The following is a 13,828-nucleotide window of genomic DNA, read 5'->3' as shown; positions in this document are numbered from 1 at the left end:
GATGTCTGTACAGGAAGTGCTGCCGCTCAACGGCCTCGCCACCGAGCCATCCGGCCATTATCGCGCCGACCATCTCTTGGTCGCGGAGATGGTCAGGCCGGGCTCGAAGGTGCTCGACGTCGGCTGCGGTGACGGTGATCTGCTGCAACTTCTGGAGAGCCGCGGCATCGACGGGCGCGGCATCGAGCTGTCGCGCGAGGGCGTCAACCGCTGTGTCGCCAAGGGACTCGCGGTGGTGCAGGGTGACGCCGACACCGACCTCGTCAACTATCCTGACGACGCCTTCGACTACGTGATTCTGTCGCAGACGCTGCAGGCGACGCGGCAGCCGCGGGTGGTGCTGGAGAACCTGCTGCGCATCGGACAGCGGGCAATCGTCTCGTTCCCGAACTTCGGCTACTGGAAGATGCGCCTGCAGCTCCTGATCGGCGGTCACATGCCGCGCACGGAGAACCTGCCGGCGACCTGGTACGACACCGCCAACATCCATTTCTGCACCATCAAGGATTTCGTCCAGCTCTGCGACGAGATCCACGTCAAGATGGAGCGCGCGGAGGCGCTCGACCTCTATGGCCGCCCGCTGCGGCTACGGCTGCCGTGGTGGGTGTGGAATCTGTTCGGCGAGCAGGGGGTGTTTTTGCTCAGCCGGGGTGGGAGAAAATAGGTTTTCTGTCATTCCGGGGCGATGCGAAGCATCGAACCCGGAATCCATCGTGCCTCAGCGTTTGTGGGGCAATGGATTCCGGGCCTGCGCCTGTCGGCGCATCCCGGAATGACAAGCTAGTTTGCAGCCACCGACCTCGGATCGCGCACCGGCCATCGCCCGGCTTCCACCAGCGTGACGAACCGCTCCACCGCCTCGTTGAACAGCGCGGGCTCTTCGAGATTGAGCACGTGGCCAGTCTTCGGAAACATCGCGAGCCCCGCCGCCGGCAGATGCTTCTTCAGGAACAGGCTCGGCCCGACACACGGATCGTCCTCGTCGCCGCAGATGATCAACGCCGGCGTCGCCGCCTTCTCGATCGCATCCGTCATCGTGTAGATCGAGGGACGGCCGCCCTGGAAGCCGCGCATCGTGTTGGCCGATCCCTTGGTGTCGTGCCGCGCCAGCGCGGCGTAGAAATCGGCGTGGCCGCGCGGGTCCTTGACCAGGAAGGGAATCCGACTCGGTGCTTCGCGCGTGACCTTGGCCACTTCGGAGGAGCCGAGCGTCTCGAACTGTTCGGCATTGGCGCGGCATTGCTTGCGCCAGGCGTCGAGGTGCTCGATCTCCGAGCCGGAGCCGACGCCGGCGAGCGTCATCGACAGCGCGCGCTCCGGCGCGTTGAGGCCGATCTGCAATGACGAGTAGGCGCCCATCGACAGGCCGACGAGATGTGCGCGGTCGATCTTGAGATGATCGAGCACGGCGAGCGCATCGGTGTAGAAATGCTTGTAGGTGTAGACCTCGCCCGACGGTACGTCCGACGGCGTGTAGCCGCGCGCGGAATAGGTGATGCAGCGATGGCCGCGCGAGAAGTAGCGCATCTGCGGCTCCCAATTGGTGTAGTCGGCCGCGAACTCGTGCAGAAAAATGATGGGCGTTCCCTGACCCGCCTCCTCGAAATAGATGCGGACGTCGTCCCTGGTCGTGGCGTGGGGCATTAACTGTTTCCCTCTCTTGTAGCCGTGCGCACAGGATCGCAGTTAATCCTGTTGGCAGCAATGCGGCAGCATCAGACCAGCAGCGACACAAAATCATCGCAACGATTACCGGAAGCGGCGTTTCGCACTGCGGCGCAGTGTCTTTTTCTCGCCACATCTAACGTTTTTACGGCCTCGTGGATGTCGGCCGCCCCATGGGCCGACGGGAAGAGGGGTGTCAACGAAGGATGAGGAATGTTTGAGTTGTTTGCGTATCGCCTGTCGCGTCTCGTCGTCGCGCTGGCGCTCTTCTTCGCGGCGGTGGCCGCGTTCTCGTCTCCGGCGTCAGCACGATCGCACCGTCATAGCGCACAGCGGCACGCCCACGTGCATCACACCGCACATCACGCCCGCAGATATCATCATTACCGGCACCACGCGCGCGGCTCGCGCTTTGAGCGCAGCGCGGAGCAATTGCAGGCGAGCGGCTTCCGCGATACCCAGGCCAGCTATGATCCGAATGCCAATAGCGACGGCATGGCCATGAGCGGCGGCCTCAATGGCGGGTCGGGCCTGGTCTCCGAGGCGCGCCGCTATCTCGGCGGCAATCCGACCAGCCGCGGCAGTCTGTGGTGCGCGCGCTTCATGAACATGGTGCTGGAGCACACCGGCCATAAGGGCACCGGCTCCGACATGGCGAATTCGTTCGCGCATTACGGCACGCGTGTCTCCGGTCCGCAGGTCGGCGCGATCGCGGTAATGTCGCGCGGCCGCCGCGGCGGCCATGTCGGCATCATCACCGGCATCGACGCCAAGGGCAATCCGATCATGATCTCGGGCAATAACGGCAACCGCGTCCGCGAGGCGCCGGTCTCGCGCGGCCGGATCTATGCGTATGTGATGCCGAACTGAGGCGCGAAAATCGTGGGGTGGGTTAGCGAAGCGTAACCCACCTCTTTCGTTTCCGCGTCCACAGACGAGATGGGTTACGCCTACGGCTAGCCCACCCTACGGCTGCTCACACCAGCTTCGGCTCTTCCACCGCGACCTGATCGCCCACACCGATCTCGCCGTCGGCGATCACCTCGGCGTAGATGCCGCAGTCCATATGGCCGAGATTGCGCGAGAGCGTTGGCGGGATTTCGAGATCGCGCTTGGCAGTCTCTGGATCGACATTGGTGGCCGCGCAGCGGACGATGCGCTTGACCACCTTCAGCCGGGCCTCGCCGATGGCGAGCGTCTGGCCGACGAGGTCGAGCTCGGACCAGGCCGGCCAGCCCTGGAGGTAGAGATTGGCGCGGAAGCGCAAGGGATGGACGGCGGCGCCGCCGAGCATGGTCTCGATCGCGCGGACGCTGCCGAGATTGATGATGGAGACGACCTTGCGGGCGACGTCGGAAAAGCTGTGGTCGCGCCCGGACAGCAGTTTTGGCGGCCCGCGCAGCTCGCTCTGGAAATTCTCGGTGAAGTAGCCCTCGATGGCGGAGCGCCCCGCCGCGGTCTCCAGATTACCGCTGGCGACGACCTCGCCGTCCTTACGGATGGTCAGGAGATTGGTGGCGTCCTCGAAGCGGCTGTCCAGCGTGGCCAGCCGCTCATTGCGCATCAGCATCAGGAATTGGGTCTTGGGCATCCATTGCGGCGCTTCGGGATCGAAGCCGCTCGGACCGTTCTCGATGGCGTAGCGGCGGTCGGCGGGCAGTGTCTGCCCGGCCCGCAGGGGAGCGCGGGGCAGGGGCTCCGGCGTCAGGCCTTTGACCGGGTAGCGGTAAAGGCCGGTGATCTCGGCATTCGGGCTGGTTGTCATGGCGCTACTTAAGGGATTCGACCGGCCGGCGCCAAGCCGGCCATTGAGCGCACGAATTTGCAGCGCACGAATTTGTGAAGTCGCCTCTTCCGATCCGAGGGCATGCTTCCCACATCTGGGTCAGGCCGGCGCCAGCGCCGGCTGATAACGACCGCTGCCTGTTGAGGAACGTCAATGCGGCCAGCGGAAACCCAATGAAGATGCCGTTTGGAGTGCCTTAATGGGCTCCAGGGGCAGGCCGAGGGAAAGAAAAAGATATGAACATCGAGAAGTATACCGAACGCTCGAGGGGCTTCATCCAGTCCGCGCAGTCGCTTGCGATGCGCGAGGGGCACCAGCAGTTTTCGACCCTGCACCTCCTGAAAGTCCTCTTGGACGACAATGAGGGGCTCGCTGCCGGTCTGATCGACCGTGCCGGCGGCAATTCCCGTGCGATTTTGAAGGCGACCGAGGACGCCCTGAACAAGGTGCCGAAGGTCAGTGGCGGCGGCGCTGGGCAGATCTATCTGGCGCCCGAACTCGCCCGCACCTTCGATGCCGCCGAAAAGGCCGGCGAGAAGGCCGGTGACAGCTTTGTCACCGTCGAGCGGCTTCTGCTCGGGCTCGCGCTGGAGAAGACCAGCGAGGCGGGCTCGATCCTGAGTAAGGGCGGTGTCACCCCGCAAAACCTCAACGCCGCGATCGAGGCGCTACGCAAGGGCCGCACTGCTGACAGCGCGACCGCCGAGAACGCCTATGATGCGCTGAAGAAATACGCCCGCGACCTGACCCAGGCCGCGCGTGACGGCAAGCTCGATCCGGTCATCGGCCGCGACGAGGAGATCCGCCGCACCATCCAGGTGCTGTCGCGCCGGACCAAGAACAATCCCGTCCTGATCGGTGAGCCCGGCGTCGGCAAGACCGCCATCGTCGAGGGCCTGGCGCTGCGCATCGTCAACGGCGATGTGCCCGAAAGCCTCAAGGACAAGAAGCTGCTCTCGCTCGATCTCGGTGCGCTGATCGCCGGTGCGAAGTACCGCGGCGAGTTCGAGGAGCGGCTGAAGGCCGTGCTCCAGGAAGTGACCGCGACCGAAGGCGCCTTCATCCTGTTCATCGACGAGATGCACACGCTGATCGGCGCCGGCAAGGGCGACGGCGCGATGGACGCATCCAACCTGCTCAAGCCGGCGCTGGCGCGCGGCGAGCTGCACTGCATCGGCGCGACCACGCTGGACGAGTATCAGAAGCACGTCGAGAAGGATGCGGCGCTGGCGCGGCGCTTCCAGCCGATCTTCGTCAGCGAGCCCTCGGTCGAGGACACCATCTCGATCCTGCGCGGGCTGAAGGACAAGTACGAGCAGCACCATGGCGTGCGGATCTCCGATTCGGCGCTTGTTGCGTCCGCGACGCTGTCCAACCGCTACATCACCGATCGCTTCCTGCCCGACAAGGCGATCGACCTCATGGACGAGGCCGCCGCGCGGCTGAAGATGCAGGTCGATTCCAAGCCGGAAGAGCTGGATTCGCTCGACCGCGAGATCATCCGGCTCAAGATCGAGCAGGAGGCCCTGAAGAAGGAAAGCGATCTCGGCTCCAAAGCCCGTCTCGAGGTGCTCGAGAAGGAGCTCGTCGAGCTCGAGGAGAGGTCTACGGCGCTGACGGCGCGCTGGAGCGCGGAGAAGAACAAGCTCTCCAACGCCCAGAAGCTCAAGTCGGAGCTGGACGCCCTGCGTGTCGATCTCGCCAACGCCCAGCGGCGCGGCGAATTCCAGAAGGCAGGCGAGCTGGCCTATGGCCGGATCCCGGAGCTCGAGAAGAAGCTTGCCGAGATCGAGGCGCGCGAAGGCTCCGGCGAGATGATGGAGGAGGCGGTCACCGCCAACCACATCGCGCAGGTGGTCTCGCGCTGGACCGGCGTGCCCGTCGACAAGATGCTGGAAGGCGAGAAGGAGAAGCTCCTGAAGATGGAGGAGCAGCTCGGCCAGCGCGTGATCGGCCAGAGCGAGGCCGTGCGTGCGGTCGCGACCGCCGTGCGCCGCTCGCGCGCAGGCCTGCAGGACCCGAACCGGCCGACCGGCTCGTTCATGTTCTTGGGGCCCACCGGCGTCGGCAAGACCGAGCTGACGAAGGCGCTCGCCGAGTACCTGTTCAACGACGAGACCGCGATGGTCCGCCTCGACATGTCCGAATACATGGAGAAGCACTCGGTCTCGCGGCTGATCGGCGCGCCCCCGGGTTATGTCGGCTATGACGAGGGCGGCGCGCTGACCGAAGCGGTGCGGCGCCGGCCCTACCAGGTGGTGCTGTTCGATGAGATCGAGAAGGCGCATCCGGACGTCTTCAACGTGCTGCTCCAGGTGCTCGACGATGGCCGCCTGACCGACGGCCAGGGCCGCACGGTCGACTTCCGCAACACGCTGATCATCATGACCTCGAACCTCGGTTCGGAATTCTTGGTGAACCAGCCGGAAGGCGAGGACAGCTCTGCCGTGCGCGACCAGGTGATGGCGACGGTGCGGGCGCATTTCAGGCCGGAGTTCCTGAACCGCGTCGACGAGATCATCCTGTTCCACCGCTTGCAGAAGAGCGAGATGGGCCGGATCGTCGAGATCCAGTTCGCGCGCCTGCAGAAGCTGCTCACCGATCGCAAGATCGTTCTGACGCTCGACGCGGCCGCACGCGACTGGCTCGCGGCCAAGGGCTGGGATCCGGCTTACGGCGCAAGGCCGCTGAAGCGCGTGATCCAGCGCTACCTCCAGGATCCGCTCGCGGAGATGATCCTGGCCGGCGAGGTGAAGGACGGGGATACCGTCGCGATCTCCTCTGCAGGCAACGTGCTGACCTTCAACGGCAAGGCGCCGCAGACCGCGGAGATCACGCAGTTCGAAACACCGGTGCCGAAGCGCAAGCTGAACTAGGCAAAATCAAGCGATTGGATGCATCCTGTCTGCACAGGGGGCATCCAGAGCGGCTTGTTTCTGTCAGGCCTGATCCGCGACCGGGCTGCCGCCGGCGTTATCCTCATCCTCGCTTGGCTCAAGCTCAGAGAGGATATCGACGAGTTCCCGAACGCGCCCGGTTGCCAGCGGTCTGCCCGTGTTCAGCATCGGCTCGTCATTGGCAATCCAGGCCTGCGCCTCCACCAATTCGTCCACCGTGGCGCCCGTTCCTATGATCTGGGCAATGGTCACGTCGTCAGCCGCGCTGATCACCTTGGTGACATCGTCTCGGGTAACGCGTCTCATGGCTCGTCATCCCAACGCTGCGACCGCCCGCTGCCGATAGCGGCAAGCAGATGGCCAAATGTCTCAGCGGCCCGTGGTAAGCCGCGGTGGGTTCTGGGTCATGATCCAGATTTCGATTGCCGCAAGCACCGCCACAGCAGCGCCGATCACCACATGCACGGTCATCGCCGTGGTTCCCTGGAAGCCCAATATCCAAGGCGATACCAGCGTCCACAATCCGACGATCAGGTTCAGCCACTCTTCCCAGATCGCGAAGGCCGCCAGGGCGGCGATCGCAAGGATTGCGATTACCAGGCCGGCAATGGTGGCGTTCTGGGAAACTTTTCCGGCGTCGAAGCTAAACATCCACGGCGAAACGAACAGAATCGCGCCGAGGACAAGGTTTGCGACGTCGCACAGCTTTGCATTGCTCCAGTTTTCCATGACACATCCTCCTTCGAAGATTTGCCAACGCAATTAACCGGCGAGCGGTCATTTGGGTTCCGCGGCCCCGGTCCGGCAGGGCCATCGATACCATTCGATTTAATGAAACTGCCATCGTGGGCTGGGGTTGCCCCAGCATACAGGCTCGCCGCCGAGCGCTGGGATCCCTCCGGGACCCGCGGGACACGGTATGTCCTCATTCAGGGCCTGCTTGCGCGCCTGATCGATTCGATCGCGGTCGGCAATTCCGTCGCCGGCGAGCCATAGCCAGCGCAGGATATCGCCATGAAACGAGATCTCGTCGCCCGCAAACGACCTGTCTTCGACGAGCTTCACCCCAAGATCTACGCGGCCGCAGTCGGCCTTGTCGCATGGTTCGCGTTCATGGCCTGGGTGCTGTTTGACCGCAGCAGTGATATCAGTCTCTCCCTCGGCTTGGTCACGTTGCTGTTCGTGGTCGCGATCCTGCTGCCATGGATCCTTGCGCTCCTCTGGAGGAGGTATCGGATGCCGTACGAGCCGCATCGGGGGCCCACGTCGCTGCACGACTGGGAGGCCGGCGAATTCGCGGTCTGGGGCGCAAAACTTCGCGGCTCGCATGCCGCGATCGACGTCCTGTTGCCGTTGGCAGCCGTCTCGTTCGGCCTGACGGCGATCGGGATCGTCTTCGTGATCGTGCGGGCGACGGTCTTGCCCTAGATCGCTCAACAAGGGTGAGGGATTGCCGGCTTAGCGGTTGGTCACCTGCAGCGGCCCGCCGGTCGCATCCGAGATCCGGGCGATGGCGCCGTTGCGGCCGCTCATCATGCCATCGAGGCGGTCGCGCTCCTTCTCGAAGCCGGCGAGCATCGGGCCTTCCAGTGAGCGGCCGCGCGGCAGCTTGACGCGCAGCGGGTCGACGAAACGGCCGTTGACCAGGATTTCGTAGTGAACGTGGGGGCCGGTCGACGCGCCGGTCGAACCGACGAAGCCGATCACCTGACCCTGCCGCACCTTCTTGCCCGCCTCCATGCCCTTGGCAAAGGCCGACAGATGGCCATAGCCCGTCTCGTAGCCGTTGTTATGCTTGATGCGGACATATTTGCCGTAGCCGCCTTCGAGTTCGGCCTTCTCGATCACGCCGTTGCCGGCGGCGAAGATCGGCGTGCCGTAGGCGGTGGCCCAGTCGACGCCGGTGTGCATCCTCACATAGCCAAGGATTGGGTGGCGGCGGCCGCCGAAGCCGGAGCGCATGATGGCGGTGTTGACGGGCTTGCGGACCAAGAACTTCTTCGCGCTCTTGCCGGTCTCGTCATAGTAGTCGACGACGCCGTCGTCGGGGCTCTGGTAGCGGTAGTATTTCCTGGTCTCGCCGCCGACTGTGAGAGAAGCGAACAGCACGTCGTTCTTCTCGGTCGACGTCACGCCTTCGTCTTCGCCGGCGTAGAACACGTCGAAGGAATCGCCCGGCTGCACCTTGCGCTGGAAGTCGACGTCGTAGGAGTAGATCTTGATCATGTCGTCGATGACCGGCATCGGCACTTTGTTGCGCATCGCGGTCTCGTAGATGCTCTGGTAGAGCCTGACGCCGGAGCCGTCGTCATCATCGTCGTCGTCGCTGCTCGCGTTCGCGGTCGCATCGGCAACGGTGTTCATGCTCGAGACGTCGACCGCGACGTATTTGCCGAGATCCGACAGCGCGGCGATGGCCTGGACCGTGGTCTCGTTGGCGACGACGACGCGGAACGGCTGCAGCCGCGCGCCCGGCGTCGCCGGCGCCATCAGGATGCGGAGTTTTTCGCCTTCCTTCAGGCCGCCGTCACGGCCGCGCGGCCCGAGCGTTGCGGTGATCGCCTTGATCTCGTCCGGCGTGGCGCCGAGATCGCGCAGCACGGAGGCGACGCTGTCGCCCTTCTTGACCAGGTGCACGCGCTCGCCGTTGGGATTGCCGCCGGTGATCTGTTCCTTGGTCTTCGGCAGCAGCGTGACGTTTTCCGGCACCACCCGCGTCTCGAAGCCGGCATAGGGGTCCGCCGAGGGCGTCTCGGTGGCGTAGGCCATCTTGATGTCGGACTGGCCGGCCGCACCGGAGACGTCGGCGGTGGCGTTGGCGAGCGCGGCGTAGCGCACGCCGCCATTGCCGCGCCAGTTGGCGGCGTCGCGGACCCGCATCAGGATGTCGTCGAGCGCCACAACCGCGGAAATCTTGGCCTTCGGCAGCACCGGCGACAGGTCCTTGGTGACGAAGGAGACCTCGGCATCCGGTTCGACCGCCTCGGGATTGTTGGGATCGTCGGAGGCCGTCTTGGGATCGGAGCCGACGTCGCTGAGAAGACGCTGCGCGTTGAACGGCGGGATTTTTGCCGACAGATCGCTCGTCGTCATCGACAGATTGCCGGCGATCCGGATGAAGGGGCGCACCCGCATCACGTCGCGATTGCCGACGCGGGCGACGGTGGAGACGCGCACGATGTTGCGCGAGGCCGTGGATTCGCCGGGCGGCGGCAGACGGTCGCTCTTGTGCAGCGTGGCGACGCGATCAGCTGCGCCGAACGCACCGCGCAGCGCGCCCTCGACCCGCTCCGGCACCTTGGCAAAGGTCATCTCGCCGTCGAGCGACGCGAAAACGGCGCCGCCGATCAGGGCCGCGCCGCAGAGTCCGGTCAGAATTGTACCGCTGAACCATTGCACGGAGACGCGACGACGATCGATGACGGCGGCTTCGGAACCATCGACGGAGAGCGGCGGCTCGTGGCCGAGATCGATGATCCCGGTCTCACGCCCGTAAGCGCCGCGTGACGTCCTCTGGTTCAACCCACGTCCCCCAATCAACGACCCGAGAAGACCGCTCTCGAACCTTATCCCTGGTCGCCCTCTTCAAGGGGGATCACGGGAAACGGCAAGCCGCACAGCGTCCGCGCTTCAGAAGCCCGAAGGGCTGGCCGAAATTACGAACAGCTAAGCGGGTAAAGGTCTCTCGATGTCTCTCGAATGTCTGAAGAAGGCCGCTTCATCTGTAAGATCGCCTTCCTCGGACCCCATGAAAATCGCGGCAGCCCCCACTGGCATTCCGCGATTCAAGCTTGTCTCTTATCAGAACGCCGCGGGATTGTGGCTCTAGTACGGCGCCAAATATGGAAAAAGTTTCCTGAACGGGGAGGCGCCGCAGCCCCCCTCGGAGGGCGCCGAAAGCCGCTTCCGGGCCCCCCTCGGCCCCAAACTTTTTTCAAGTTCTCTGCCACCCGTGGTGCGGAACCGCTCTCCGCGCCCCGGTTAAGCTTCAGAAAATGCGGGCATTTTTCTGCACTGCACAAGCGACTTGGGCGTGCGACGATTTGTTGACAATGGGCGTTGACAATCCCGATCGGGGGGGACTATAACCCCGACCACTGAGCGCGGCGCTGCCGGGTCACTGACCACGGCAAGCGGACGCGCCCCTGATGCTCCTCACCTTGTTGAGTGACACAACAGTCGACACCGGTCGATTGGAGTCATTCATCGTCGGTAGGGGTGTCGGAACCCTTCCTCTCAGGAAGGTTGGGGCCTCTCCGGTCCCGGGCTGTTTGACAAGTGAAGATGAAGAAAGAGAAACGTGGACGGCGGAGTCCTTGCGGGTCTTGTTTCTGAAAAGCTTCGGCTTTTCTGATCGAGGCCGGACGAAAGACTTCGGCGGTACACGTTTCAAAGGTAACACCATGACCTCTTGATTGAGGTCAGTTCGCAAGCGATGTGAATCGCTTCGCGAGTATGGTGGGACCTCGTCAAACGTTGTGATCAGCCGGTTCAAAGTTCAAGTCCAACTTGAGAGTTTGATCCTGGCTCAGAGCGAACGCTGGCGGCAGGCTTAACACATGCAAGTCGAGCGGGCGTAGCAATACGTCAGCGGCAGACGGGTGAGTAACGCGTGGGAACGTACCTTTTGGTTCGGAACAACACAGGGAAACTTGTGCTAATACCGGATAAGCCCTTACGGGGAAAGATTTATCGCCGAAAGATCGGCCCGCGTCTGATTAGCTAGTTGGTGAGGTAATGGCTCACCAAGGCGACGATCAGTAGCTGGTCTGAGAGGATGATCAGCCACATTGGGACTGAGACACGGCCCAAACTCCTACGGGAGGCAGCAGTGGGGAATATTGGACAATGGGGGCAACCCTGATCCAGCCATGCCGCGTGAGTGATGAAGGCCCTAGGGTTGTAAAGCTCTTTTGTGCGGGAAGATAATGACGGTACCGCAAGAATAAGCCCCGGCTAACTTCGTGCCAGCAGCCGCGGTAATACGAAGGGGGCTAGCGTTGCTCGGAATCACTGGGCGTAAAGGGTGCGTAGGCGGGTTTTTAAGTCAGGGGTGAAATCCTGGAGCTCAACTCCAGAACTGCCTTTGATACTGAAGATCTTGAGTCCGGGAGAGGTGAGTGGAACTGCGAGTGTAGAGGTGAAATTCGTAGATATTCGCAAGAACACCAGTGGCGAAGGCGGCTCACTGGCCCGGTACTGACGCTGAGGCACGAAAGCGTGGGGAGCAAACAGGATTAGATACCCTGGTAGTCCACGCCGTAAACGATGAATGCCAGCCGTTAGTGGGTTTACTCACTAGTGGCGCAGCTAACGCTTTAAGCATTCCGCCTGGGGAGTACGGTCGCAAGATTAAAACTCAAAGGAATTGACGGGGGCCCGCACAAGCGGTGGAGCATGTGGTTTAATTCGACGCAACGCGCAGAACCTTACCAGCCCTTGACATCCCGGTCGCGGACTCCAGAGACGGAGTTCTTCAGTTCGGCTGGACCGGAGACAGGTGCTGCATGGCTGTCGTCAGCTCGTGTCGTGAGATGTTGGGTTAAGTCCCGCAACGAGCGCAACCCCCGTCCTTAGTTGCTACCATTTAGTTGAGCACTCTAAGGAGACTGCCGGTGATAAGCCGCGAGGAAGGTGGGGATGACGTCAAGTCCTCATGGCCCTTACGGGCTGGGCTACACACGTGCTACAATGGCGGTGACAATGGGATGCGAAGACGCAAGTCCTGGCAAATCTCAAAAAGCCGTCTCAGTTCGGATTGGGCTCTGCAACTCGAGCCCATGAAGTTGGAATCGCTAGTAATCGTGGATCAGCACGCCACGGTGAATACGTTCCCGGGCCTTGTACACACCGCCCGTCACACCATGGGAGTTGGCTTTACCTGAAGACGGTGCGCTAACCAGCAATGGAGGCAGCCGGCCACGGTAGGGTCAGCGACTGGGGTGAAGTCGTAACAAGGTAGCCGTAGGGGAACCTGCGGCTGGATCACCTCCTTTCTAAGGATGGTCCTTCAGCGAGCTCACGCTCACTATCGGACCGTTTTAGAAACATCAGGGGCCAACAGATCGCCAGATCGTTGAGCTCCATTGGCGGGATTTCGCCGTCTTCGTTTCTCTTTCTTCGCGGACGAACACGCGCCGGGGCTGCGCTGTGCGATTGCATTCGGCGCGTGTCGGCGGCGTGCACGCGAGCAGGGCCCTAGTCCTTGAGAGGATAGCGTTAGGGGCTTGTAGCTCAGTTGGTTAGAGCGCGCGCTTGATAAGCGTGAGGTCGGAAGTTCAAGTCTTCCCAGGCCCACCACTTTCATCGAGTGAGCATTCGTCTTCTGGTTACGGGGCCATAGCTCAGCTGGGAGAGCGCGTGCTTTGCAAGCATGAGGTCGTCGGTTCGATCCCGTCTGGCTCCACCAGATGGTTTGATCATCGACATCCCAACCGTCGTCCGCGAAACATCGCTTCGCATTCGCAAGTCTTCACCAAAGACTACGAACTGCGTGTTTTCTGACATCGTAAAGAGGAGATCGATCCGAGTTGGATCGTGCAGCAATTGTTGCGCGAGCCTTCATTATCTCCGGATCATTTCGGCGCTCGCTTTCGGCCGTGAGGCAGACAGCGGGTTGTGAATGATCCTTTTAGCGAAGCTTGACCGCCTCGCTATCGGAACGATCTTACGAAGCAAGCTGGTCTTTCTAGTCAATGTCCGGCTGCGCCAATCGCGTTCATCGAGGACGCGTGCCTTTGATGGCCGTTGCGCAGACAACATTCTGCCGAGTGTGTGGACATTGATAATGAGAGCAATCAAGTGCCTTAAGGGTGTTCGGTGGATGCCTTGGCGCTGAGAGGCGACGAAGGACGTGCTACGCTGCGATAAGCCGTGGGGAGCTGCGAAGAAGCTTTGATCCGCGGATTTCCGAATGGGGAAACCCACCTTCGATAGCCGGAACTCCAAGACCTTTGTCGAAAGACAACGGTGTGGGGTTCGACCAGATAATGCGAGAAGCCAGGCCTTTGGATTTCGATCGAAGAGGTTTTGGATTTCCGGTTATCAAGAGAAGGTATGAGACTTCTGAATAAAATAGGAGGTTTCAAGCAAACCCAGGGAACTGAAACATCTAAGTACCTGGAGGAAAGGACATCAACAGAGACTCCGTTAGTAGTGGCGAGCGAACGCGGACCAGGCCAGTGATACATCAAAGACAATCGGAACCTGTCAGGAAAGCAGGGCCTCAGAGGGTGATAGCCCCGTACGAGTAATGCGATGATGTATCCTCGAGTAAGGCGGGACACGTGCAATCCTGTCTGAACACGGGGGGACCACCCTCCAAGCCTAAGTACTCCTCAGCGACCGATAGCGAACCAGTACCGTGAGGGAAAGGTGAAAAGCACCCCGACGAGGGGAGTGAAATAGACCTGAAACCGGACACCTACAAACAGACGGAGCCCAAGATACGTTCTGGGTGACGTCGTACCTTTTGTATTAT

Annotated in this window: 9 protein-coding genes, 2 tRNA genes and 2 rRNA genes (1 of these 13 only partly in view); 8 read left to right on the top strand and 5 right to left on the bottom strand. The window is 62.1% G+C overall.

Annotated features, from left to right (window positions below):
- Position 1: 1 nt before the first annotated feature.
- Positions 2 to 664, top strand: coding sequence for a methionine biosynthesis protein MetW (metW, locus tag AYJ54_RS37405; protein WP_063707196.1), 663 nt, complete (start codon positions 2 to 4; stop codon positions 662 to 664).
- Between the two features lie 116 nt (positions 665 to 780).
- On the opposite strand, the gene AYJ54_RS37400 is transcribed toward metW, so the two are convergent.
- Positions 781 to 1,644, bottom strand: a complete 864-nt coding sequence (locus AYJ54_RS37400) for an alpha/beta fold hydrolase (protein ID WP_063707195.1) — start codon at positions 1,642 to 1,644, stop codon at positions 781 to 783.
- A gap of 234 nt (positions 1,645 to 1,878) precedes the next feature.
- On the opposite strand from AYJ54_RS37400, the gene AYJ54_RS37395 reads away from it, so the two are divergent.
- The gene (locus AYJ54_RS37395; protein ID WP_063707193.1) at positions 1,879 to 2,535 is read left to right on the top strand and encodes a TIGR02594 family protein; all 657 of its coding nucleotides are present in this window, start codon (positions 1,879 to 1,881) and stop codon (positions 2,533 to 2,535) included.
- Between the two features lie 106 nt (positions 2,536 to 2,641).
- Here the strand turns inward: AYJ54_RS37395 and AYJ54_RS37390 are convergent, their stop codons facing one another.
- On the bottom strand, positions 2,642 to 3,430 hold the full coding sequence (locus tag AYJ54_RS37390; RefSeq protein ID WP_063707191.1) for an MOSC domain-containing protein: 789 nt from the start codon (positions 3,428 to 3,430) through the stop codon (positions 2,642 to 2,644).
- A 257-nt stretch (positions 3,431 to 3,687) separates the two neighbouring features.
- On the opposite strand from AYJ54_RS37390, the gene clpB reads away from it, so the two are divergent.
- On the top strand, positions 3,688 to 6,327 hold the full coding sequence (gene clpB / locus AYJ54_RS37385; protein ID WP_063707189.1) for an ATP-dependent chaperone ClpB: 2,640 nt from the start codon (positions 3,688 to 3,690) through the stop codon (positions 6,325 to 6,327).
- 63 nt (positions 6,328 to 6,390) lie between these two features.
- On the opposite strand, the gene AYJ54_RS37380 is transcribed toward clpB, so the two are convergent.
- Both AYJ54_RS37380 and AYJ54_RS37375 read right to left on the bottom strand, forming a co-directional pair.
- Entirely contained in the window at positions 6,391 to 6,654 is a 264-nt protein-coding gene (locus AYJ54_RS37380; RefSeq protein WP_063707188.1) for a hypothetical protein, read from the bottom strand.
- 63 nt (positions 6,655 to 6,717) lie between these two features.
- Entirely contained in the window at positions 6,718 to 7,077 is a 360-nt protein-coding gene (locus AYJ54_RS37375) for an SPW repeat protein (protein ID WP_063707186.1), read from the bottom strand.
- A 285-nt stretch (positions 7,078 to 7,362) separates the two neighbouring features.
- Between AYJ54_RS37375 and AYJ54_RS37370 the strand changes: the two genes are divergently transcribed.
- Complete coding sequence (locus tag AYJ54_RS37370) at positions 7,363 to 7,776, top strand: hypothetical protein (RefSeq protein ID WP_063707184.1); 414 nt, start codon at positions 7,363 to 7,365, stop codon at positions 7,774 to 7,776.
- A gap of 30 nt (positions 7,777 to 7,806) precedes the next feature.
- Here AYJ54_RS37370 and AYJ54_RS37365 read toward each other — a convergent pair whose 3' ends face one another.
- On the bottom strand, positions 7,807 to 9,870 hold the full coding sequence (locus AYJ54_RS37365) for a M23 family metallopeptidase (protein WP_063707182.1): 2,064 nt from the start codon (positions 9,868 to 9,870) through the stop codon (positions 7,807 to 7,809).
- Between the two features lie 983 nt (positions 9,871 to 10,853).
- Here AYJ54_RS37365 and AYJ54_RS37360 point away from each other — a divergent pair.
- The 4 genes from AYJ54_RS37360 to AYJ54_RS37345 all read left to right on the top strand — a co-directional run.
- A 16S ribosomal RNA gene (locus AYJ54_RS37360) occupies positions 10,854 to 12,344 on the top strand.
- Between the two features lie 227 nt (positions 12,345 to 12,571).
- Positions 12,572 to 12,648 (top strand) — tRNA-Ile (locus AYJ54_RS37355).
- A gap of 33 nt (positions 12,649 to 12,681) precedes the next feature.
- Positions 12,682 to 12,757 (top strand) — tRNA-Ala (locus AYJ54_RS37350).
- Between the two features lie 386 nt (positions 12,758 to 13,143).
- Positions 13,144 to 13,828 (top strand): 23S ribosomal RNA (locus tag AYJ54_RS37345) (it continues 2,189 nt past the right edge of the window).
- Together the 16S and 23S rRNA genes with 2 tRNA genes alongside form the textbook arrangement of a ribosomal RNA operon.

It is taken from the genome of Bradyrhizobium centrolobii, from assembly GCF_001641635.1.
Taxonomy (GTDB): domain Bacteria; phylum Pseudomonadota; class Alphaproteobacteria; order Rhizobiales; family Xanthobacteraceae; genus Bradyrhizobium; species Bradyrhizobium centrolobii.
The sequence above is the reverse complement of the archived record's forward strand: the minus strand, read 5'-3'. Positions and strand labels throughout refer to the sequence as shown.